The organism is Micromonospora sp. NPDC047707 (genome assembly GCF_040704235.1).
Lineage (GTDB): Bacteria > Actinomycetota > Actinomycetes > Mycobacteriales > Micromonosporaceae > Micromonospora.
Genome location: NZ_JBEYSU010000022.1, coordinates 1 through 22,833, shown reverse-complemented (window position 1 = coordinate 22,833; position 22,833 = coordinate 1). Strand labels below are relative to the sequence as shown.

Annotated in this window: 14 protein-coding genes, 1 tRNA gene and 2 pseudogenes; 7 read left to right on the top strand and 10 right to left on the bottom strand. The window is 72.5% G+C overall.

The window, feature by feature from the left end; genetic code table 11:
- Positions 1-21 precede the first annotated feature (21 nt).
- The 5 genes from AB0873_RS21795 to AB0873_RS21775 form a co-directional block, all read right to left on the bottom strand.
- Positions 22-2,382 carry a transglutaminaseTgpA domain-containing protein gene (locus tag AB0873_RS21795; RefSeq protein WP_366601779.1) on the bottom strand — a complete coding sequence of 787 codons (2,361 nt, stop codon included), beginning with the start codon at positions 2,380-2,382 and terminating at the stop codon, positions 22-24.
- Positions 2,383-2,432: 50 nt separating this feature from the next.
- Positions 2,433-3,620, bottom strand: a complete 1,188-nt coding sequence (locus tag AB0873_RS21790) for a DUF58 domain-containing protein (RefSeq protein WP_366601694.1) — start codon at positions 3,618-3,620, stop codon at positions 2,433-2,435.
- Between the two features lie 13 nt (positions 3,621-3,633).
- Positions 3,634-4,629, bottom strand: coding sequence for a MoxR family ATPase (locus tag AB0873_RS21785; RefSeq protein WP_366601692.1), 996 nt, complete (start codon positions 4,627-4,629; stop codon positions 3,634-3,636).
- A 29-nt stretch (positions 4,630-4,658) separates the two neighbouring features.
- Entirely contained in the window at positions 4,659-7,268 is a 2,610-nt protein-coding gene (locus AB0873_RS21780; RefSeq protein WP_366601690.1) for a fibronectin type III domain-containing protein, read from the bottom strand.
- Between the two features lie 149 nt (positions 7,269-7,417).
- A complete protein-coding gene (locus tag AB0873_RS21775) occupies positions 7,418-10,114 on the bottom strand; it encodes a tetratricopeptide repeat protein (protein WP_366601688.1) in 2,697 nt (898 codons plus the stop codon).
- Positions 10,115-10,303: 189 nt separating this feature from the next.
- Between AB0873_RS21775 and AB0873_RS21770 the strand changes: the two genes are divergently transcribed.
- From AB0873_RS21770 to AB0873_RS21755, 4 genes are all read left to right on the top strand, one after another.
- Positions 10,304-10,387, top strand: a tRNA-Leu gene (locus tag AB0873_RS21770).
- A gap of 315 nt (positions 10,388-10,702) precedes the next feature.
- The gene (locus tag AB0873_RS21765; RefSeq protein ID WP_366601687.1) at positions 10,703-10,984 is read left to right on the top strand and encodes an AbrB/MazE/SpoVT family DNA-binding domain-containing protein; all 282 of its coding nucleotides are present in this window, start codon (positions 10,703-10,705) and stop codon (positions 10,982-10,984) included.
- On the top strand, positions 10,981-12,000 hold the full coding sequence (locus AB0873_RS21760) for a tyrosine-type recombinase/integrase (RefSeq protein WP_366601686.1): 1,020 nt from the start codon (positions 10,981-10,983) through the stop codon (positions 11,998-12,000). The genes AB0873_RS21765 and AB0873_RS21760 overlap by 4 nt, the downstream gene beginning before the upstream one ends.
- A gap of 1,091 nt (positions 12,001-13,091) precedes the next feature.
- Positions 13,092-13,985: a PIN domain-containing protein gene (locus AB0873_RS21755; RefSeq protein ID WP_366601685.1), complete on the top strand. Its 894-nt coding sequence runs from the start codon at positions 13,092-13,094 to the stop codon at positions 13,983-13,985.
- Positions 13,986-14,392: 407 nt separating this feature from the next.
- Here AB0873_RS21755 and AB0873_RS21750 read toward each other — a convergent pair whose 3' ends face one another.
- Both AB0873_RS21750 and AB0873_RS21745 read right to left on the bottom strand, forming a co-directional pair.
- Positions 14,393-15,136: a TatD family hydrolase gene (locus AB0873_RS21750; RefSeq protein ID WP_366601683.1), complete on the bottom strand. Its 744-nt coding sequence runs from the start codon at positions 15,134-15,136 to the stop codon at positions 14,393-14,395.
- A complete protein-coding gene (locus AB0873_RS21745; protein ID WP_366601681.1) occupies positions 15,133-15,714 on the bottom strand; it encodes a hypothetical protein in 582 nt (193 codons plus the stop codon). The genes AB0873_RS21750 and AB0873_RS21745 overlap by 4 nt, the downstream gene beginning before the upstream one ends.
- A gap of 286 nt (positions 15,715-16,000) precedes the next feature.
- On the opposite strand from AB0873_RS21745, the gene AB0873_RS21740 reads away from it, so the two are divergent.
- Positions 16,001-16,591 (top strand): NUDIX domain-containing protein, encoded by a 591-nt coding sequence (locus AB0873_RS21740; RefSeq protein WP_366601679.1) that lies wholly within the window; start codon positions 16,001-16,003, stop codon positions 16,589-16,591.
- On the opposite strand, the pseudogene AB0873_RS21735 reads toward AB0873_RS21740, so the two are convergent.
- From AB0873_RS21735 to AB0873_RS21725, 3 genes and pseudogenes are all read right to left on the bottom strand, one after another.
- A pseudogene (locus AB0873_RS21735) lies at positions 16,525-17,740 on the bottom strand (tyrosine-type recombinase/integrase). The gene AB0873_RS21740 and the pseudogene AB0873_RS21735 overlap by 67 nt on opposite strands.
- Positions 17,740-17,937 (bottom strand): excisionase family DNA-binding protein, encoded by a 198-nt coding sequence (locus AB0873_RS21730; protein ID WP_366601677.1) that lies wholly within the window; start codon positions 17,935-17,937, stop codon positions 17,740-17,742. The pseudogene AB0873_RS21735 and the gene AB0873_RS21730 overlap by 1 nt, the downstream one beginning before the upstream one ends.
- Positions 17,934-19,502: pseudogene (locus AB0873_RS21725) on the bottom strand (replication initiator). The gene AB0873_RS21730 and the pseudogene AB0873_RS21725 overlap by 4 nt, the downstream one beginning before the upstream one ends.
- A 1,293-nt stretch (positions 19,503-20,795) precedes the next feature.
- Here AB0873_RS21725 and AB0873_RS21720 point away from each other — a divergent pair.
- On the top strand, positions 20,796-21,359 hold the full coding sequence (locus AB0873_RS21720) for a sigma-70 family RNA polymerase sigma factor (RefSeq protein WP_366601675.1): 564 nt from the start codon (positions 20,796-20,798) through the stop codon (positions 21,357-21,359).
- Complete coding sequence (locus tag AB0873_RS21715; RefSeq protein ID WP_366601674.1) at positions 21,356-22,492, top strand: CU044_5270 family protein; 1,137 nt, start codon at positions 21,356-21,358, stop codon at positions 22,490-22,492. The genes AB0873_RS21720 and AB0873_RS21715 overlap by 4 nt, the downstream gene beginning before the upstream one ends.
- Positions 22,493-22,833 lie beyond the last annotated feature (341 nt).

Here is a 22,833-nt window from a genome sequence, read left to right as displayed (position 1 = left end):
GGCGTCGTCCGTCCCGGGCGCTCACCCGGCCGGCGGGGGACGCCGGGCCCGGAACAGGGGACCGGGATGCACGGACCAGAGAAGCCGGCGCCACCACGGACGGGCGGCGCGGAGCGTCGCCACGTAGCCCTGAGCGGCGACGACGGCCCGGGTCGACTGTTCCTCGGCGACCGTGCCCGGTGCGAACGCCACCCGGTTGAGCAGGCCCGCCAGCTCCCGGACACCCACCCCGGCCGCCTCGTCGTCGGTCCCGGCGGGGGACCGGCGTGCGGCGGCGAGGACGTCGCGGGCGCGGGCGGCGACCTCGGTGGCCGCCAGGTCGCCGGAGACCGGATGACCGGCGAGGCGCAGCGCGTCGGTCACCTCCCGCCAGGCGCCCGCCACACGCTCGCCGGGGCCACCCCGGGACAACCGGTTCCGGCTGAGCGAGCGGCGCAGCCACAGCAGGGCCAGCAGCAGCGCCACCGCCACCAGCAGCGTGCCGCCGGTGCCGCCGGCCACCAGCACCGGGGTGGACGGGCCGCCGGACCCGGCCGGCCGGCCCGGCGCGGCCACCGGCTCCGGCGGGAGCGTCGGCTCGGAGGTGGGCTGCGGCGCCTCCGACGGCGGCGGCTCCTCCGGCGGCGGCCGGAAGTCCTCCTCCACCGGGCGGGGCTCGGTGTCCGGCCGGGGCAGCGGGTCGAACGGCACCCAGCCGAGCCCGTCGAAGAGCACCTCCGGCCAGGCGTACGCGTCACCGGCCCGCACCGGGCCGCTGCCCGGCGACTGGAAGCCGACCACCACCCGGGTGGGCAGGCCGGCGAGGCGGCCCAGCACCGCGAACGCCGCCGCGAACTGCTCGGACGTGCCGCGCTGCCCGCCCGCGTCGCGGGGCCCGAACAGGAAGAAGGCCAGATTCGGGTACGCGTGCCCGCTCGGCGCGTCCGCGACGAGCCGGTAGTGCTCGGCGAGGAACTGCTCGACGGCGGCGGCCCGCGCGTACGGTGCCCCGTTGGACTCGGCGAGCTGGGCGGTGAGCCGCCGCAGCGGGTCGGGTACCCCGTCGGGCACCCGCAGCACGCGGGCCACCTCCTCGCCGGCCGGGACGTTCGCCGTGGCCAGGAGGTTGGCGTCCGGCCGCTCCCGGGCGGAGGTCACCGCGTACCGCAGCCCGGGGGTCAGCCCTTCCGGGCGGATCAGTGTCCCGGTGGCCGGGTCGTACGCCACCCGCGCTCCGGTGACCTCGCGGGGGGTGGCGACGGCGGGCAGCAGCCGCCCGGTCAGGTCGGCGACGGTGATGTCCTGCCGTACCGTGTCGACGGTGCTGCCGGCGGCGGGCGCCGTGGCGGGCAGGATCCGGCCGGCGTTGCGGTACGTCGCCCCGACCCGCCAGGTCACACCGTCGTAGTCGCTGAGCACCGCCAGCCGGATCCGCACGTCGTCGCCGCCGGCACCCGCGGCCGGGCCGCCACCGGCGGGCGCTTCGGCTAAGGCGGCGGTCGGGTCCGCGCCGGAGGACGGCCGCGTCGTCACCTCCAGCAGCTTCTGGTCCGGGTTCAGGGCCCAGCCGGAGATGCGGATCAGCGGATTCTCGTCGAGGGTGTCCACCCGGGGCGGATCCACGTACCGGCGGGGATCCACCGGGCGCCCCTCGACCTGCCCGGCGAGCGCCGGACCGAGCAGCGCGGCCAGCCCGACCACCACCGCCACCCCGGCCGCACGGGGGACGGCGAGCCGGGTCCGCAGCGCGGCGCGCGCCGCCGGTGGCAGGCCGAGCGCCGGGTCGTCGGCGGCCGTCCCGGCCGCACGGGGGACGGCGAGCCCCAGCACCGCCACCGCCACGAACGCCAGCGTCGGCCGTACCGCCGGGTCGGCGTTCGGCCCGACCACGTAGAGCGCGCCGGCGTAGAGCAGCACCGGCGGCAGGTAGCCGAGCAGCACCCGGCCCGCCCGCAGCGCCACCTCCGTGGCGGCGAGGCCGGCCAGCCAGGCGGCGACGACCGGGACCAGCACCGTGTCCGGCGTGGGCTCGACCGGGATCATCGCGGTCAGCAGCCGGGGGATGCCGTTGCGGGCGGCGTCGGCGGCCACCTCGACCAGCGATCCGGGCAGGTCGGCCCGGCCCGCGGCCCACCGCAGCGACCACAGTGTCCACGCCGTCATGCCGAGCACCGACAGCGGCGCCACCAGCCACGACGGCAGCCGCCGGCACACCACCCCGACCAGCACCGACCCGGCCGCCGCGCCCGCGACCAACCCGGTGAGCAGTCCCCCCGCGTACACCCGCCCCAACGCCACCCCGGCGAGCGCCACCATGCCCCCCACCGCCACCACCACCGGAATGTCGGTAAGGAAGGGCCCCCTCTCAACGCCTGCGGTAGTAGAAGGGCCCCTTGTTAACACCTCGGGCCGGGCATCCACCGGATCCGGGTACGGGCGTCGGGTCGTCGCGGTCACCAGCGCCGCACCCGGTTCCACTCGGCGGCGAACGCGGCGCCGTCCACGGCGTCGATCACCACCAGGTCGGTCGCCTGCGCCGGCCGCGCGGCCCCGAACACACCGACCACCACCGACGGGTACGCGCCCCGCAGCGCCCCGATCCGCCCGAGCGAACCCTGCCCGCCGGGGCCGGTGAGGACCACCAGCGTGTCGCCGGGGCGGTCCCGCCGCAGCCGGGTAAGGGTGGCGTCGAGTGCATCCTCGCCGAGCTGCGCCGCCGCGAGCCGGTCCAGCGGGGCCGTGCCGGATCCCGCCGTGCCGGACCCCGCCGTGCCGGATCCCGCCGTGCTGGACCCCGCCGTGCCGGTCGCTTCCGGCGCGACCAGCAGCAGCACCACCGGCAGGTCGGCGCGGACGGCGGCGGTGACCACCGACGCCGCCGCCTCACACGCCGACTCGAACGACTCCGCCACCCCCTCCACCCGATCCGGGTGGGCCGTCGCCCGGTTGTCCAGCAGCACCACCAGGCGGGGCAGGCTGGTGTCGACGTTCTCGCGGACCATCAGCTCACCCACCCGGGCGCTGGTCCGCCAGTGCACGCGGCGCAACTCGTCGCCGACCACGTACTCCCGCAGCGAGTCGAACGTGATCGAACCGTGCGGCACGGCGTCCACCCGCCCGTCCAGGCTGCGGCCGGCGCCGGTCGGCACCGCCGTCAGCGGGTGGATCCGCGGGTGCACCCACACCGGAACCGTCCCGCCGTACGGGCGGGACAGCGCCACCAGCCCCAGCGGATCCCGCCGGGTGACCCGCAGCGGCCCCACCGGCACGACACCCCGGCGTGCCGTCGGCACGTCGTACCGGACCGTGGTGTCCCGCCCGGGACGCAGCCGCAGCAGCGGCACCGGCACACCCGCCCCGCCGCACCGGTCCTCGGCCACCAGGCTCGCCGCGCGCAGCCGGCCCGTGTTCCGCACGGTCAACGTCATCGCGGCCGGCGCACCCCGGGCCACCCGGTCCGGTTCGGCGTGGCGCGTCACCTCCAGCCGGGGCCGCCACGCCGCGGTGACCAGCGCGTACCCGACCGCGGTCCCGGCCGCCGCGCCGAGCAGCGCCAGTTCCGGGTACCCGAACCGGAAGCCGACGGCCAGCAGCACGACGGCGGCGACGAGCAGCCCGACACCCCGGGCGGTGATTCCCACGGCAGCGCCCCGGTCAGCTCCGCGCCGGGGCCGGCTGCCCGGAGGGGAGCGGCACCGGCACCGAGGCGACCGCCTGGCGCAGCACCTCCGCCGCGGTCACCCCGCGCACCTGCGCGTCCGGGGTGAGCAGCAGCCGGTGCGCGAAGACCGGCTCGGCGAGGGTCTTCAGGTCCTCCGGCATGATCCAGCCCCGCCCGTCGATCAGGGCGTACGCGCACGCCGCCCGGGTCAGCGCGATCACCCCCCGGGGACTCACCCCGACCCGGACCTGCGGGTGGTTCCGGGTCGCGGTCGCGAGCTTGACCGCGTACGCGTACAGCGGCTCGGCGATGTGCACCCGCCGGGCCATCCGCACCATCTCCCCGACGGTGGCCGTGTCGGTCACCGGAGTCAGCGCCTCCGGCGAGCGGACCGTCGCCCCGCGCAGCACCTCCACCTCGACCGCCTCGTCCGGGTACCCGACGGAGAGCTTCACCAGGAAGCGATCCAGTTGGGCCTCGGGCAGCCGGTACGTGCCGCCCATCTCCACCGGGTTCTGCGTGGCCACCACCAGGAACGGCTGCGGCACCGGATGGCGGACGCCGTCCACGGTGACCGTGCGCTCCTCCATCACCTCCAGCAGCGCCGACTGGGTCTTCGGCGACGCCCGGTTGATCTCGTCGGCGATGACGATGTTGGCGAACACCGGCCCCGGGTGGAACTCGAACCCCCGGGTCGCCTGGTTGAAGATGGTCACCCCGGACACGTCGGAGGGCAGCAGGTCCGGCGTGAACTGGATCCGCCGCCACTCACCCTTCACCGTGGCCGCCACCGCCCGGGCCAGGGTGGTCTTGCCGACCCCCGGCACGTCCTCCAGCAGCACGTGCCCCTGCGCGAACAGGGCGGTCAGGGCGAGCCGCACCACCTGCGGCTTGCCCAGCACGACCGCGTTGACGTTATCGGCCAGCCGGGCGGCGAGCGCGGCGAAGCCCTGCACCTCCGGCTGGGTGAGCGGCTCGGGGGGATTCACGCGGTGGTGCTCCTTGCCTGGCGTCGAAGTCAGCAGGTGGGCAGGACGCCGACGTCGTCGCCGCCGTCGAGGTTCAGCCAGGCCCAGGGAATGTAGTTGCGTCCCTTGTAGTCGACCTGCACCCACCAGGTGCTGCGCTTGTGGTCGTTGTAGATGTACGCGTACACCTCTTCGCCCTGCCGCTTGCAGAACGCCTTGAGCCGCGTCCCCGGCCGTGCCCACCCGACCTGCCGGTTGTTGTCCTGCCGGGGAACGGAGAAGACCTCGTTGCCGTTGCGGCCGTCGACGTCCGCGTCGCAGTACGTGGCCTCCGCCCCGGAGTCACCGTTACGGCAGGTGGCCGTCCCGTAGAGCGCGGCGGTCGCCTGGGCGCGCGTGGCGGTGCCCTGGCCGGCCGCGTTGCTCGCGGTGACCGTGAACGTGTACGCCGTGCCCGGCGCCAACCCGGACATGGTGATCCGGGAGCAGGGGCCGGCCTTCGCCGGCTCGCCGCCGGTGCTGAGCGCGCAGGTCGCCTGACCGCCGCCGGCGTCCACGGTGAACGTCACCGTCGCCGCGGTGGCCGTCGCCGACGAGCCGGTCACCGTCACCCGGGGCTCAGCCACCGTCCGGGCGGTGGCGGTCGCCTCAGGACCGGGCCCGGCCTCGTTGACCGCCTTGACGGTCACCGTCACGTTCTGCCCGTCGCCCAGGCCGTTCACCGTCGTGCGGGTGTCGGTCACCTCGCTGCGCCGGCCGCCCACATCGACCAGGTAACCCGTCACCGGCCGCCCGTTCGGCTCGGCCGGGGACCACCGCACCGCGACCGTGCCGGGCTGGTCGGCCACCGTCGTCGCCCGCAGGTCCACCGGCCGCCCGGGCGCCGCGTACGGCACGACGGTGTTGCTCACCGGGGACGCCGCCGAACCCGCGCCCTTGTCGTTCACCGCCACGACCGTGAACGCGTACTGCGTGCCGTACTCCAGCTCGCCCGCCGGCACCACCAGCTCCGTCTTCGTCGACTCGCCGGCCGGGGCGTTCGTGCCGGCCGAGGAGGCGGTGACCGCGTACCGGGCGATCGTGTTGCCCTGCCCGTTCGCCGCCGGCCAGCGCACCACCACCGTGCCGTCCGGCCGCGCCTCGGCGGTGACGCTCGCCGGCGGGTCCGGGACCGCCGCCGTGGGCGTCACCGGGTTGCTGGTACGGGCCGGACCGTTGCCCTTGGCGTTGACGGCGAACACCGAGAACCGGTACGTCTCGCCGTTGGTCAGGCCCTTGACCTCGACCGCGCGCTGGTTGGCGCCCACCTCGACGCGCTGGCCGCCCCCGCTCACCACGTACCTGGTGATCTCGGCGCCGTTGGCGGCGGCGGCCCGCCAGCTCACCCGCGCCTGGGCGTTGCCGGCCGCGGCGGTGACCGCGCGGGGTGGCCCCGGCTTACCCACCGTCGGCTTCTTCGGCGGGGGCGGCGGCGGGGGAGCGGGCGGCGGGTCGCCGCCGAGCACGTCGTTGGCGTACTTGTCGACCTCGCGCACCTGGTGCCGGTCGTCCACCACCCGGGCGGTCGAGGAGTCGGGGGCGTTGATGAAGAGGTGGTTCTCCCGGACCTCCAGCTCCAGCGGCCCCGCCGGCCGGCCCTTCACGGTGTCGACCAGTTGGCCGGCACCGTCGAACGCGTACACCGTGCCGGTCGCCTCGTCCGCGCAGTAGATCCGGCCGGCCCACGACACGGCCGGGCCGAGGCCGGCCCCGCTGCCCGGCACGGTGAAGCTGCGGACCACGCCGTCGGTGACGACGTGCACCCGCCGCTCGGCCGGCACGGTGACCGGCACCGCCGGCCCGCTGGTGCGGGCGGGCAGCGCGGCGGGCGCGGACGTCGTCAGTGGCGTCCGCGTCACGTCGCCCCGGCGCACCAGGACCAGCACGCCCGCCGTCCGGTCGAGCACCGCCACCCCGTCGTCCAGGGCGGACACGACCAGCTCGTGGCTCGGCTCGGCCACCTCGTACGTCTCGACCCGCTTCGGGCTGAGGCCCGCCCCGGCGGGTGCGGCGGACACCGGTGCCGACGGCAGGGGCGCGGCGGTGACCGCCGAGACCGTGCCCTCACTCGGGACGGCGATCCACAACCGACCCTCGCCGTCGAACGACCCCCCGGTGATCCCCGGCGGGTAGCGGACCGGCTCGCCCACCGGCGCCAGCGAGCGCGGGTCGAGCTGCCGGACGACACCCTGCACCGCGTCCACCACGAACGCCGCGTCCTCGTGCAGCGCGACGTTCACGCCCAGCCCGGGGGTCGTCCGCGAGGTGGCCGTGATCTGGAGGGTGGCCAGGTCCAGCGAGCTGACCTGGCCGGTCGTCAGATCCCGCAGGACCAGCAGCCGGTCGGTCTGGGTGACCTGCATCGGGTGCCGCCGCGCGCCCGGAACCTCCACCCGGGTGTCCACCCGGGCGGTCACCCCGTTGACCCGGGCCAGCTCGCTGCGCGCGGTGCTCCACAGCCAGGAACTCGCGTCGTAGCTGGCGACCGCGTTGTCGGCGGCGCCGACACCCAGCACCGTCAACCCCAACGCGGCCAGCAGGGCCGCCACCGTGGCGACGGTGACCAGCCCGCCCCGGAACCGGCGGGGCGGGGCGTTCACGGTGTCGTCGGCGGTGGCCACAACCGGCTGCCTCTCCGTGTCGTTTGAGCAGGTGACGGGGCCGGAAGCGGCGGCCCTCCCCGAAAGCCGGGTGCCATCATATGGGCCCGGCCGTGCCAGGGGAACCCGTACCGTCCCCCTGTGGACACACAGCGTGTGCGATCCCGCCGTCACCCCGCCCGGTCGGTGCAGACCTGTCCGGACGTGGCGAACGTGTCCGTCGAGTACACGGCGAGCACCGTGAAGCAGTAGTCCACCCGGGAGTTCAGCCCGTTGACCGTGTAGCTGGTCACACCCGGGTCCACCCTGGCCAGCACGCCCAGGCCCTGACCCGCACGACCGGCGGCCACCATGAACGGCACCGCCCCACCGGACGGGTCGGTCCAGGTGAGGGTGATCGTGGCGGAGTCGTCCCGCAGCGCCAGGTCCGTCGGCGGCGCACCGGTCGCCACGCTCGGGCTCGGGCTCGCCGTCGTGACCGGCGGGGGAGCGGCGGCCGGCGCCGGCTCGTCGCGGCCGAGCACCACCGCGCCCACTCCGGCGGCCACCACGATGGCCAGGCCCACGGCCGCGACCAGGCCGATCACCACGATGCGGTTCCGGCCGCGCCCCTCCGGCTCCCTGACCGGGTACGCGGACAGCCCACCCCCCGGCGGACCGCTGGTCGGGTACGCGGGCTGGGTGCTGCCGGCGGTGCCGGCGGTCGGTGCGCCGCTGGTCGGGTAGGCGGGCTGGGTGCTGCCGGCGGTGCCGGTGGCCGGTGCGCCGCTGGTCAGGATCGCCGGCTCGCCAGCGCCGGACGGAACGTCATACCGGCTGGCAGACGCCGGTGGTGCAGCGGCGTCCCACCGCGACTCGGCCATCACCCAGGGCGGGACCGGCGCCGCACTGACCGGCGGTCCGTTGGCGACGGATGGGCCCGGCGGTGCGCTGACCGGTGGCACGGGCGCCGGGGGTGCGCTGGCGGGTGCGGCCGACCAGGGTGGTCCGCTGGCCGGTGCCGCCGCCGTCCGCCACGGTCCGGCGAACTCTTCCGGCATGCCGGCCGACGGTGCGCTCGTCGGCCCGGGAGGCGCGCTCACCGGCGGCGCGCTGATGGGAGCGTGCGTCCATGGTGGCGGGCTCACCGGGGTCCCGCTGACGGGAGAGTGCGTCCATGGTGGCGCGCTCACCGGGGGCCCGCTGACAGGGGAGTGCGGCCAGGGAGGCTCGCTGACCTGCGACGGCGGCCCGGGCGGAGTGCTCACCGGCGAAGCGGTGGCCGGAGGCGTCCCCGGTGGCGGACCGCCCACCGGGTGGTTCGAGGCGGGTCCGGTGTCCGGATCGCCAACCGCCGCGCCTTCGGCGCCGTGCCGAGGATCCACCGGCGGTGCCTGCTTGCCGGGCCGGGCGCTTCCGCGCGTGGCCTCCTCGGCGAGTAGCGGCTCGATCTGCCGTACCCGGACCGTCGGGGCGTCCCAACGCGCGCCGGGCACCGTTTCGGCGGAGCCCGCGGCGGTCGGGCCGGTCGAGGTCGGCGGCCCGGAGACGGGGGCCAGCCTGCCGCCCCGACCGTCGGCCGCGTCGGCCGGGCCCGTGTCGCTGGCCGGCCGCCGGGGAGCAGGCCGGGTGGGCGACTGTCGCGTGGCGGTGTCGGGCGCCGGTCTGTGACCCGCCGGTCCGCCCTTGACGGGGTCGGGCGCGGGCGGTGATGGGTGCGGCTCGGGATGCGGCCGAGTCGGCTGGAACGCCGACGGCGGTGACCCCTGCGACGGGGTGTGCGTGACGGGCGGTGCCACGTACGCCGATGGGCCGGTCGTGGCCGCTGCCCGCTGTGGCGTCGCGGCGGCCGGCCCGGCGGACGGTTCGGTTGTGGTGGCCGGCCGGGCCGGCCCCGCGACCGGCCCGGTTGTGGTGGCCGGCCGGGACGGCCCGGCGGGCCCGGAGGTGGTGACCGGCCTGGTCGGCTCGGCGGACGGAGGCCGGGTGGATGGGCTGGCAGCCGGGGGGACAGTCTGCGGCGACACCGGTGGGCCCGAGGTCGGGGCGACCACCTGCCGCGGCGCTGGCGGAACCTGGAGCGGGGAAGGGACTGGCGACGGCGCCGGCGGGGCGTGGAGCGGAGCGGTGACCGACGGCGGCGCGGGACGGCCGGGTGCCGGAGCGGTCGGTGGCGGCGCAGAGGACGGGCCGGGGCCCGTGGTGGTCGACCGGGCGACCGTCGTGGCGCCGTCGTGCGGCCGCCAGGAGGTGCTGAGCACCGCCAGGGAAACCGTCGGTGCGGTCAGCGCGGCGAGATCGGGCACGCTCCCGGAGGAGCCCGCGCCGCCGGAAGCCGGCGAAGGTGGCGGGCCGACCGGGTGCACGTCCGGTGGGGGCGTCGGACCGGTCGACGCGGCGAGGCCGGGGGCCTGATCGATGGCCTCCGGCGTACCCGGCGCGGTGTCGGCCGGGGCGAGAGCGGCGTCGCCGAGATACGCGCGTGCGGCGCGTACCGCCGGATGGTCGGCGCCGAGCACGGCGGGCCCGGCGGTGGCGACGCGGCGGTAGTTGCGGCGTGCCTCGTGCCGGTTGCCGAGTTCGTCGGCCACGGCGGCCAGCTCGAAGGAGAGCGCCAACATCAGCGGGTCGGCGTGCGGCCAGCGGCGCTCGCCGGCCGCGAACGCCTCCTCCAGGACCCGGCGGGCGGCGGCCGGGTCGTCGGCCTCGCGGTGGAGCCGGGCCAGCAGGTGGGCGGTGCTCAGCACGTCGGGGTGCTCCGGGCCGTAAGGCGGACCGGCGGACTCGACGGCCTCGCCCAGCAACCGGCGTGCGGCGGTCAGGTCACCCGCGTCGCGCAGAGCGAGGGCCCGGTGCTGGACGGCGGCCAGGGGGGAGGGATGCGACACGTCGTCATGCTGCCGGCACGATGTGCTCCGACGCTACCCGGAGAGGCCCGTCCGTCCGGTTCCGCCCACCCGCCGGGAGTCGATGTGCATGATCCACGGGGGCGGTGTACAGTAACTCCCCGTGCGGCCCGCCGGGCGGCCGACCGGTGAGAAGATCACCTCGGCCGGCGCGGTAGGCTGGACGTGCAGGTCCGGGTGGCGGAATGGCAGACGCGCTAGCTTGAGGTGCTAGTGCCCGTATAGGGCGTGGGGGTTCAAGTCCCCCCTCGGACACTTCCACGTAGCATCCGTGCGACGTCTGACGTACCGGTGGTCGAAGGCCCTTGATCATCTGAAGTCACGTACGGTGACCGTGCCCGGAGGCCGCCTCGTCGTCAGGCGAGGTGGTTCATGACGGCACGATCAGCCGACTCGGTGATCCCGGCAGTCATCCCGTCCGGCCGGTCGAACAGCCGAGGTGAACGAGCGGCGCAAGCGATCAGGCGGCCGCCGCTGCCGCTAGCACGGCTAGCTGCTGCTCGCGATGGCGGTACGGTGTATGGCCTGGCGACTCTTGACAGTCGTGGCCGTGTCGCTGACCGGACTGTCATGACTGCGCTCGGCTGGGGTCCCGGGCTGCGGCTCAGCATCAGGGAGCACGGTGGTCTGATCTTCGTCGGGGCCGACCGGCAGGGCGTCTTTCACGTGACGAAGCAGGGGCATGTCCGGTTGCCGGCCGTGGTCCGGCAGTGGTGTGGCCTGGTGGCCGGCGATCGGGTGTTGCTGGCTGCGGATCCGGCCATTGGCCGTCTGGTGCTTCACCCACCGGCCTCGCTCGATGTTGTGGTCGCCCGGGTGCATGCCGAGGCCATCAAAGGTGACGAGGCATGAGCGCCGGCATGGCGGGCAAGGCCGAGCTGGATGCCGCTCGGTTGTTGCTGGCGCGGGTGGGGATCTCGCCTGCAGACCTCGTCGAGGTCGCGGCGGCTCGTCCGCCGGCGCCGACGTTCGCCGAGTACGTGCCGGTGGTGGCGGGGGCGGTCAGTGCCGGCACGAGACGGGCGTATGGCTCGTACTGGAAGCGTGTGGTGGAGCACTGGGGCCAGAGGCGCTTGGACGAGCCGACGCCGTCGGAGATCGAGCGGTTGGCGGAGTACGTCAAGACGCATGTGGTGGCCCGGCGCAATGCGCGGGGCGGGCGTAGCGCGGCGGAGCATCTGATCGCGGCGTTGCGGTGCCTGTATCGGCGGGCGGTCGCTGACGGCTTCATCCTTGAGTCGGAGAACCCGGCGTTGAAGGTGGCGAAGCCGCGGCGGCTTCCGAGTACGCGGCGGGCGTTGGCGGATACCCGGGTGGCGGAGATCAACGAGGTGGCGGCGTCCACGGGTGATGATCCGGCGTTGGACAGTCTGCTGCTGCGGCTGCATTCCGAGACGGCGTGCCGCCGGGGTGGGGCTTTGGCGTTGCGGCCGGTCGACCTGGACCCGGATCAGTGTCTGGTCCTTTTGCGGGAGAAGGGTGAGACGGTGCGGTGGCAGCCGGTGTCGCCGACACTGATGCGGTATCTGCAGCGGCATGCGGAGCAGCGGCACGCCACCGAGACGGGCCCGTTGTTCCGGTACCGCAGTGGGCAGCCGATCACCTACCGACGGTACGACCACTTGTGGGTGCGCATCGGTGAGCACCTGCCGTGGGTGCACGCGCAGCAGATCAGCACCCACTGGTTGCGGCACACCACGTTGACGTGGGTGGAACGGAACTTCGGCTACGCCGTCGCCCGCGCGTACGCCGGTCATTCGAGCAGCGGTGGTGACGCCGGCACCACCGCTACCTACGTCCGCGCAACCATCCACGAGGTAGCCGCCGCGCTGGCGACACTCACCGGTGAGCCACACCCATTGGCGTAACGTGCGTTGGGACGGGCCCTGACCTAGCGGATTGGGTCCGCCCCATTCGATCTGAGTGGGGCTCTCTGCTCGGCAGGCTCGAACGGCGGTGAAGGCCGCGCGACGATCCACGTTGCGTAGTGAGTCAAACATGTTCGGCGAGCGACCGGAAGCCGCCGCCGCGTGCACAGGAAGTTGACGGCGAGGCCGATCTCCATGGCGAGGAGCAGCCAGTTACCCAGGTTGTTCAGGCCGTGCGTCGATTCGTCTCGCTGGGATATGCCACGGCACAGGCGCACGCTCGATCCTCGCTGTCCCCTGAAACGGCAGGCGGCCTGCCCCGATCATCTGGGGCGGGCGGCACCTGTGCCGTGGGATCAATCGCCCAGCCGGTACACACCGGCTTCTCCGACGTGGTCGTCACCTTCCCCTGCTTCGCCATCCGCGCCAGGCAGTCCCGCACCCGAGCGGCTTTCGCTCATCCGGGTGATCGCCTGGGACACCGCCGGGCGGGTTGAGGTCCGCGGCCGGGCGCGCCGTAAGGAACGCCAGCACCATCTCTGGCTGGTTCAGTAGGGGGCGTCGCCGTAGGCTTGGCCTCGACCGGCCGAGGGGATTGCTGCGGCCGCGCCGAGGCGGCCTCCGTGCGCCTTGCCCGAGCGGGCCACCGCGGCGGCAGGGGCACGGGTGTCGGCCTGCGCCGGCGTCGCCTTCCTGCTGCCCCGCCGCCGGGCAGGCTTCGGCTCGGCGATGTCCGGGAAGTAGGTGATTTCGTCCGGCCGGTCAGGGACTGGAGGTGCACGCCGTCGTCACCGTGATAAGGCCAGCGCACATCTTGTCCCACTTCGGCTTGTGCATGAGATCCGGGCCCACGGGCACCTCGTCGATGGCGCGGCGAGCATCGGCGAGACCGGCCGCCGCAGCGCCTGGACACCGGTGTGGCGCGACGCCGGGTCTGGCTCACCGTCCGCGCAGGATGTGAACGCCACTCATTTGTGCCCCCTCAGGTCATCGAAGGGGAGAATCAGTCCCCGCCGACGGGAGATCCGCGACAAGAATGCGCGCGGGCGTCCTGCTAGCGCTGAGCCGGCCACCCGGGGGAAGATCGCGAGGTGCTGATCACCCCCCTCCCCGGCGTCAGCCTCAAGGACCTGAGCAACACCCTTGGCCAACTGCGCAACTACCTGAGCCGCGTGCACGTCACCGGCCCCGGCCGAGCCACTGAGCGGGCCCAGCAGTACCTCGAATGGGTTAACGAGGCCCGCCGTATGCTGCGGACCCAACTCCGGCCGGCGGAGCTGGAGCAACTGCTGCCAACCCAGGAGTACGAGCTGACCCTGTCTGCGATCGCATCGAGCGCCTCCGTGTCCGTCGCCTCGCACGGCAACCCGGACCTGGCGAACGAACGGCTTCTCAATGGCCTGGTTTCGACCCAGATCGACCAACGGTCGGACGCCTTGCAACAGGCGATCGACAGCCTCGACGCTGCGGCCAGGCAGTTTGAGCGCGCCGGTGTGCTGGTGGTACTCGACACGGGAGTGTTCCTCCGCCACCCCCAGAAGCTCGAGGAGATGGACCTTGCACCTGTTCTCGGTCTGCGGGATGAACCTATCCACATCGTCGTTCCCATGCCCGTCGTGGACCAGCTCGATGGCCTGAAGCAGCACCACAAGCAGCACAACAGGTGGCGCGCCGGGTACAGCACAGCCGTCATCGAGAGGGTTCTCCGGCAGGGCGGGCTGCTGCGCGAGGAGGACTACTCGGCGCTCACCGAGGGCGGCATCCCCCGAGGCCGAGTGACCCTTGACGTGCTCCTCGACCCGCCAGGGCACGTCCGCCTGCCCATCACCGATGACGAGATCGTGGACCGGGCGGTCGCCGTGAAGGTTCTCGCTGGCCGCGACGTGCGCCTGGTCACCTACGACACCGGTATGGCCATGCGGGGTAATGTCGCCGGCCTGGTGGTGGTGAAGCTGGAGCAAGAGCTGGGCGAGGAACCCAAGTAGTGGCGCTTGGACGTAGACGATGAACTCAAAGGTCGTGGCCCCATCGCCCAACCAGCAGAGCGGTTAGGCCGGCCGGCGAGCTGTTCAAGCAGGATCAACGGGCGGTTGATGAACTCTCCCCGATCCGCCGGGATGCGATGGGGAGCTTAGATCGCCAAGGGGTGACCGGCGCAGAGATCGCCGAGCGGACTGGAGTTGCCCCACAGCGAATCGGGCAAATCATGGACCACACTACGAAGATCAAATGACCGAGGATGGTGCGGGCGGAGAGGCCGGCCGGGCGGCCGGGCGTGATCGTCTTCGAGGTGGCCACCGCCCGACGAGTCGGCGCGCAAACTGCGTAACAGCGGCGGGCCGCGGCTCGACGAGATCGCGGTGCGGATCGTGCGCGGGCGTGGGCGGGCTGGTTAACTCAGTGGATCCCCAACGATCCGGCGCTGGTTGGCGCAGATCTGCGTGCGTACCTGCGTCGGGCTGACGTTCCATAGCCGGGCCAGATCCTCGACCAACGCAGGTAGGTCGGCCGGCTGGGATGGGCGGCCGGCTCGGCGGGTGTATGGGCCGTCGGTTTCGCACAGCACCCGGTCGTGCGGCAGCCTGGCGAGCAATGTGCGTCCCTTCGCGCTGGCCACCATCGCCGGGTTGATTGAGAAGCACAGCCCGGCTGCCAGCGCGTCGTCGGCCACCCCGAGGGGCCCGGTGTACCAGTGCAGAACCGCCCGGATACCGGCCGCGGCTAGGCGCTGCACCGCGATCCGGTCGGCGCCGCGGGTGTGCACGGTCACCGGCCGGTCGCGGAGCTGCGGCAAGGCCAGGAGTGCGTCGAAGACCTTCAGCTGCGCGTTGCGGGTGTCGCGACCGGCTGGGGAGAAGTCGAGGCCGATCTCTCCGATCCAGGCCGCGCTAGCGGCGTGCCGGCTGAAGCGCAGCACGCCGCCCATTCCGAGCCGGTGGGCCTGCAGCGGGTGCAGGCCGAGGGCCGCGCGGGCCGGGCTGCTGCGGGGCAGCAGGGTCGCCATCCGGCGGTAGTCGTCTGGGCTGTTGGTAACCGCCACCAGTTGCACATCGGCTTCCGCGGCGTCCGCCAAGATCTGGCTGGGATCGGGGAATGCGTCGAGGTGGCAGTGGGTGTCGAGCAGGACATTGGTCACCGGCTTCTCCACGCGGTCGCGGTCAACTGGGCCAGCTTGCCACTGGCGCCGCCCAACCAGGTACGGATCTCGGCGGCACCGTGTCGCCACAGCTGCAGGTGGTCGTGGTGCTCACCCATCGGCAGAGGCGCGTTGCGGATGATGGCCAATTCGTCGCGGTGCGGGTTGACGCCATGGACGAGCGCGCGCAGGTCGGCGCCGGTGCGCTCGGTCGGATCAAGAAGCACTGCGTCACCCAGCGCGTCCCAGGCGTACTGGTCAGCCCGGTCACGGCGAATGCAGGCCAGCGCCGCGCGGCGAACTAGACAGGGCAGGCAGTAACCGCAGCTGCCCTGCTTCCGGCCCCGCCACCTGGGGGTTTCTGGGTGCGCGCACGAGACGCTGTGCGGGGCGAGGCGGGCCAGCAGCCGAGGGTTGCGGCAGGCGGCCAGCATCTCTCCCTTGGTCATCAGCCGATACGGGTTGATGATCGGGTTGTCGAGGCCGAGGGCGCGGCAGGACTGGGTGAGTCGAGCCAGGAAATGCGGGTGGGTGGTGCGGGTGCTGGCCGAGCCGGTGCGTGCCCGGGTCAGTGGCACGTTCAGGCCGATCCAGCCGTTCTCCGGAACATAGACCGGTACATTGACTGGCGGGCCAGCCAGCGGACCCTCGTCAGGACTCGCGGCATCGAATGACCTGCCACACGACAACCCCTATCGCCTCAGATAGCGGGCCACAGGATACGTCATGATCGCCGGCAGGAACGCCCCCGGTGCGGTGGTCGACGATCCCCAGCTCCCCTATCGCCCATTGCGGGCCAGCGACGGTGTGTCGTTGCGGTTGCGTGGTTGACCGCTGTCGCACCCACTTGGAAGCATCCGGCTGGTGCGGGTGGTGAGGGAGATCCGGGCACTGGTCGAGACGCTGACGCCGGTGGACGAGCTGGAGGCGCGGCACCGGGCGGAGTGCCTGGCCTGGCTGGCCGGGACCGAGGACATCTTTCGCCGGGAGAAGCCACGCACGCCATCACCGCACCTGGTGGCGTACTTCCTGCTGTACGGCGAGACGGACGGCAGCGTGCTGCTGGTCGACCACCGCAAGGCCGGGATGTGGCTGCCCAGCGGGGGCCACGTCGAGCCGGGCGAGCACCCCACAAAGACGGTACGCCGAGAGGTGATCGAGGAACGGGCCTGCCGGCCGTGTTCGCTACGTCCTTCGGCGAGCGCCCGCCTTCCTCACCGTCACCGAAACGGTCGGGGCGCCACAGGACCGGCACACCGACGTGAGCCTCTGGTTCGCATCGAGGGGGTCAGGGGTTCAAATCCCCTCAGCTCCACCCAGCTCAAAGGCCGTTTCCGCTCGTCGGAGACGGCCTTTTTCGATCTTGTACAGCAGTCAAGTACAGCAGCTCACAGGAACTGCTCGCCGAGCCGGGTCAGGGCAGTCTCGGTCGCCTCCGAGGCGACCTGGGCGTAGATGTTCATGGTCACGGCGATCTGGCTGTGCCGCAAGATCCGCATCATGACCCGGGGTGGACGTCGAGCGCCACCAGCAGGGAAGCGCAGGTGCCCCGGGTGGTGTGCACAGAGATCTCCCGGACGCCGGCCTTACGGCAGCGGGTCTTGAACTCCCGGTGGAAGTTCCTCGGCTCGATCGGCGTCCCGAGCCGGGTTGTGAAGACGAGGCCGTTGTCCTGCCAGTCACGGCCAGCTTGCTCTTGGTGCCGCTTCTGATCTTCCCGGCGGGACCGCAGGGCAGCGGTGCAGATGGCCGGCAGGGGCAGGGTCGCGTCCGACGTTTCGGTCTTCGTCTCCCGGTGCAGGAGCTGCCGGCGGATGCGCTGGAGCTGGTAAGCCACCGACAGCTCATTGGCGGGCAGGTCGACGTCCTCCCAACGCAGGCCCAGCACCTCACCCCGGCGCAGCCCGAGTACGAGGATCAGCACGTACGCGGCGTAGAGCGGGTCGCCGTCGGCGCGGGCCGACTCCAGGAACTGGCGGGCCTCGTCGACGGACCACGGCTTGTCTGTGCGTGGGCGGGGCTTGGCCACGCGGAGCAGTGCCGCCGGGTTGCGGGTCAGCAACTCGTCGCGGACGGCGTTGTTCAGCGCGGCGCGGAGCGTCGTCCAGGCATCGCGGGCGGTCCGTCGGAGACGGTCCGCTGGCAGCAGCGGCCGGCGGCGCAGCACTTCCGCTTGCCCTCTGGCCGGGCGGCGTCCTTGCCTTGCAGACAGCACTGGCACGCGGAGCGAAGCTGATTGAGCCAGGTCTGCACGTCCCGCACCGTCAGCTTGTCGAGGCGGCGGGAGCCCAGCTCCGGCGCGATGTAGAGACGGACGAACATGTCGTAGTTGGCCGCCGTGGCGGGGGCCAGGTTTGGCTCGACGACGTCGCGGAGCCACGAGTCGAGGTAGCCGGCGACGGTGGGCAGGCGGGTGACGACTGGACCGGCCTTGGCCTGCTGGTGCAGCCTGATCCACTTGTCGTGGACGGCCTCACGGGTCTGTCCGTAGACGTACTTACGGGTGCGCTTGCCGGCGGGCTTGGTGACCCAGACGTAGGCGGCGAAGCCGTTGCGGTACGGGAAGATTGAGCCTTCGCCGTTGGCTCGGGCGCGTGCGGGCATCAGGCTGCCTCCTGGCGTTCGACCTGTTCGCGGATGTAGTCGTCGACCCATTCGGGGAGGATGCGGCGGTACTTGCCGTCCTTGATGGAGCGCAGCTCGCCGGTGGCGATCTTCATCTTGACCTTGGAGATGCCGAAGCCGAGCAGCACGGCGACCTCGGCGGGGGAGTACCAGCGCGGGGTGAGGTCTTGGTTCATGCGGCGGCTCCGGTGAGCCAGGCTTGGTGGGCGAGTTCTTCCCGGCCGGTGCGTCTGCTCTCGCGTCGTTGTCTGGCGGCGGTGTTGGCCAGGAGTGCGTCGCCTTCGCTGAGCCAGCCGGACCCGACGTAGCCGAGTACGCCGACCGTCACGATGCCTGTGTCCCCGTTGTCCTCGGTTCGCCGATGGGTGGCGCGGGTGTCGCGGAGCTGGCCGAAGGTGACGGAGTAGCGGCGGGCTTTGGTGAGGAAGTGGCCGCCGAAGCCGAGCATGTGCGCCCAGCGGCGCAGCCGGGCGTAGGCGTTCGGTTTGGTGTCAAGGCTGTCTTGACGGTCGTTGGCGGTTTCGGCGCCGCTGGTCGTGTCGGTGTGGGTGGGGCGGCCGAGTCGCCAGCAGGCGTCGATGAGGCGGGCGAGGTGATCGCCTTCGGGGTCGGCGTAGTCGTCGATGGTGGCGGGGGTAAGCCGGGCGGAGCAGTGGCCGGTGGCTTAGGTTGCTTTGGTGGCGTACTTGGCGAGGTAGGCGGCGACCTTGCCGTCGGTCAGCTCACTACCGGCGGTGTTGATGCGCCGGGCGTCGACCTGCTCGCCCCAGGCCACCACCCAGCCTTCGGACCGGCCGGGGTGCGAGGGCGTGGTGACGGTGATCTGGCAAGCGGCAGCGTGGACTGCTGCCTCCAGGCCGTCGACGGTGATGCCGGTCGGCGGCGGCACGAGCAGGTCCGGGTCGGCTGGGTCAACACCGTCGAGGCGCAGCAGGACGTGGAAGTGCACGGCTGCCCGGCGCTGCATCTCGGCGACCGTCCCGTGCGACACCCGAACCGGCGGCATCCAGCGGACCTTGCCCGAGGTGGTGACGACCCGGACGAGGGGGATGCCTCGTCGGCCCACACAGGGCGGTGAGGTGACGTTCGATGGCCTGCTTGGTGCGCCGCCACAGCTCCCCGGAGAAGTAGTTCCAGACGACCTGGTGGGCGTGGTCGTAGCAGTCCAGGAACAACGGCTGCCCGAGCCGCGGATCGTCGGCGTCATGACGGGCGAAGCACACCTCAGACTGCCCGTGCGGGCAGGTGCCGGCCGTGCTGCGGGCACGGCAAGGGGACGGGCGGCAGTCACAGCGCTGCCGGCTGGCGCAGGTGTGGCGCGGGACGTGCCGGTGGTGGACGCGCCGAACGAGGGCGCGGTGAAGGTGGCGAACACGACCGGGTGCCGGCCAACCGAGGCGGCAACGCCCTTGCCGCCGGTCAGGCCGCAGCGCACCACTTGGTAGGCGTCTCCGGCATAGACCCAGGCGCAGTCCGGACACCGGACTTCACGGCGGTTGCCGCACGCCTTGTAGAGCATGCGGTCGGGCAGCTCGTCGGTGTGCTGCTCGCCCAGAACCCGGCCGGTGTGTCGCTGGACAGCGGCGAGGGTGCCAGCGAGGCGGATGGGACGGGCGCAGCCGCCGGCGGGTCGGGTGTGCTCCAGCCAGCCGGAGAACTCCGGCATGGCGGCGCGGTGCAGGACTTGGGCGTCACGGCCGGCGGCGACGCCGGGCCGGTACAGGTCGAGCGGGGTGGACAGGACTTCCTCCTCAACAGGTGACAGGGACGGGAGACGAAGCACCACCAGCCGTGGACGCATGTCCGCTGGTGGTGTTCGTCGTGTCTCCTGGCACCGCCGAGAGGGCGGCTGACGCCGGAGGGCGGGATCGTGGTGGTACCACGTCCCGCCGATGGGTTCGTGTCCTTTCGCGATCGTCGAGCCGATGAGTGGGGCCGGCACGGGTGGGGAGTCTGAGCTGTCGGCATCCGGCAAGTTGCCGCAGGCTGCCCCACCCGTGGAAGTCTCGAATCCGGGCCATCGTGGACGGCAAGAAAGGCCGTGCTGGGGCGTTCAGCGGATTCCGGGGACCGGCATGGCGGCCGGTGTGATCGAGAGCCGGCGGGACGTGGCCCGCATCAGCGGCAGGAAGGCCGCTCGGCATCTCCGACGTCGAGCCCAGCGATCCGGCAGGAAGGCCGCGCTGGCCTGCCCGACGAGCGCCAGAGTAGCACCGGGGACCGACACGTCAACCCACCGTGAATCCACCGACGGAGGCGGACCGGCCAGCTGCCGGCGGTGTGGAAGGACTTTCTGTACATCCATCAAGCGGCCCTTGACGGGCCGCACGCGCCGCCGCCTGGGCGCGCGCCGGCCGCTGCCGCTGTCGCTCTGCGGCCGTCACGCCAGATGCCCGGCGGCTGGCGTGACGGCGCGGCAAGCCCGGAGGGCCGCCGCAGAACGACATGCCGGACGGTGGTGTGGTGGGCCGGCAGCCGGCCGGACTGCGCGGCCCGCAGCCCGCGCGGCGTTGGGGGAGCGGACGCCGGGCGCGCCGGCGGGCTGGCGGCGGTCGCGGGGTTGCGGTTAGGGCGCCTCCGGCGGGGGCGCTCCAGCTCCAGGATGGCCGGGGCTCTGCCTGCGGGTCACGGTCCGTGGGTGGTTGCGGAAGGAGCCATCCCGCCTGCCATCGACCCGGGACGAGCCGAGAAGACCACCGCCCGACCCCGCCAGCGTCCGCACGAGCTGTCACGGTCCGTACGTCGTGGCGGGCCGGGCGGCGGCCCGCTCCCTAGCAGGCGGGTCGACGGCAGCCAGGCTCGGGTCAAGGGATGGCTTGGCGTATGGGTAGCTGCGGCTGCTCGTCCCTACCTGTTTTCCAGATTATGGGCAGGTCACACGCGCGCACGAGTGCTTTGGGCCGGCGGTCGCTCGGTCCGGTCGCAGCGGCCTGCCTGCGGTGGCCGGGTCGAAATTCGTGACTGATGTAAGAAACGGCGTGGCCGAATCATTTCTTGGTGACGGAGGAACTCTGGCAGGAAGGTCTGAGGTCAAGTGTCAGAACCTAAACCCGTTGATCAATTCACCGCTCTGTACCAGGAGTACTACCGGCAGGTGTATGCGTATGCCGTCGCGCGCGCCGGTCGCCAGTTGGCCGATGAGGTCGTGGCCGAGACGTTCCTGGTGGCGTGGCGGCGGTTGTCGGCGCTGCCGAGGGCGACGCCGTTGCCGTGGCTGCTTGCGGTCGCTCGCAATGTCGTGGGTGAGCGATACCGCGCGGAGGAGCGGCAGCAGGCCGTCGCTGCCGAGATGCGTGCGTGGATCACCGACGAGGAGTTGTCTGTCGGCGACGTGGCAGACGGCGTCGCCGAACGGGCCGCGGTGCTCACTGCTCTGGCCCGATTGTCTGACGGCGACCGCGAATTGTTGACGCTGGTCGCCTGGCATGGGCTGGCGCCGAGTCACGCGGCACGGGTCCTCGGCTGCTCTACGGCGACGTACTACGTGCGTCTGCATCGCGCCCGGCGTCACTTGAAGGACGCCATGGTCGCCGTAACTGAACTGAACATGCCCCTATCCATTATCACCCCCCTTACCCCAAAGGAGTCGATCCGATGAGCCGTCCACGAGATGTTCTCGACTTGCTTGCCCGCTCTCGGCCTGCACGGCTGGACCCGCCAGATCGGACCGATCACTACACCCGGGCTGTGTCGACCATCCTGGACAGTCAGACACCGGCCGACGTGCGCTCCCGGCCCCATCTTGGGCGTACCCGGCGGGCTGCGTTCATGTCGGTGGGGGTGACCGCTGCGGTCGCCGCCGCCGTCGTGGCCGGTGTTGCTGTCGCTCCGCACGTCACCGCGCCCGGCCCGGCTGCCACGTCTGCGCCCCAGGCAGCGTCGGCCAGTCAACTCCTGCTCGCGGCGGCCGAACGCAGCGCCGCGACCCCGCTGACTGGCGGACGCTACCTGAACCTGCATACGGAATTCGGCTTCGCGGTACCCGTAGCGGCCGGCACCGGGTCGTACACGATGTTCGAACGAAGCCTCAGCCAGTACTGGCTGGCCCGCTCTGGTACCGACCAAAGCTGGGTGATGACGCAGTCACTCGGTATCACGCCGGCCACATCTGACGACGAGGCCGCGTGGCGGCGCGCCGGTTCCCCATCCGTCGTCAGGGTCACCAAGCCGAAGCCGGCTGAACTGCGGACCACCCCAGGGAAGGTGCACGGCAACACCGTCGACCCAGCGCACCTCTTCGCCCTCGGCGACCGAAACGTGTCGCAGGCACAGCTCGATGCGTTGCCGACCGACCCGGCCGCCCTCCGCGGCGCACTGCTCAGCCGCTTTGACGGCGGAGGTAGCGACATGCCCACCGACCGCGACCAGTGGCTGTTCACCGTCGCCGCAAGTGTGGTGATCGACCTGCCGGTCAGCAACGAGGTCCGCGCCGCCGCATACCGCATGCTCGCCGAGTTGCCCGGGGTGCGGGCGCTGGGAACCGTACGTGACGTGCGTGGGAGGGCTGGACAGGCGGTCGCATACGTCGAGGACAGCCCGGGGATCGGTCGCTTTGAGGTGCGGCTGATCATCAACCCGGACACTGGGCAGGCCCTCGGCAAGGAGATGCGCGCGGTGGAGCCGCGTGGCCACTGGTCGTGGATCGAGCCAGGCGCCATCAGCACGTACCAGCTGGTGCTGGTCTCGAAGACCACCGACTACAACCCGCCGAAGGTCGACGTCACCAACTGAGCCAGCCCGGGAGGACAAGACACATGCGAAAGCTGTTACCCAGTTTGGTGATAGTGACCCTACTGTCCGGCATCGGGATGGCGGGGAGCTTCGCTGATTCGTCGCCGGTGCAGGCGCAGGCGCCGAGAACGGTGGCCGGACTACGTAGCTCGGTCACTCTGATAACCGGGGACCTGGTCGAGCTGACCGAGGATGGCAGACCCGAGGTCACCCCGGCCGCCGGGCGTGCCTCGATGCCGTTCCGGGTAAGAACTCCTAACTCTTTGAGCGTTGGAGTCGTCGCCAGCAGATGATGGCGCAGGCGAGGGTGAGGAAGGCTTCGTGGATGTCGTCGCGGATCT

Excerpts from the sequence above, each read along its gene's own strand:
- AB0873_RS21765 (WP_366601687.1), top strand. The coding sequence starts at position 10,703 with ATGACTGCGCTCGGCTGGGGTCCCGGGCTGCGGCTCAGCATCAGGGAG.
- AB0873_RS21760 (WP_366601686.1), top strand. The coding sequence starts at position 10,981 with ATGAGCGCCGGCATGGCGGGCAAGGCCGAGCTGGATGCCGCTCGGTTG.
- AB0873_RS21730 (WP_366601677.1), bottom strand. The coding sequence starts at position 17,937 with ATGAACCAAGACCTCACCCCGCGCTGGTACTCCCCCGCCGAGGTCGCC.
- AB0873_RS21715 (WP_366601674.1), top strand. The coding sequence starts at position 21,356 with ATGAGCCGTCCACGAGATGTTCTCGACTTGCTTGCCCGCTCTCGGCCT.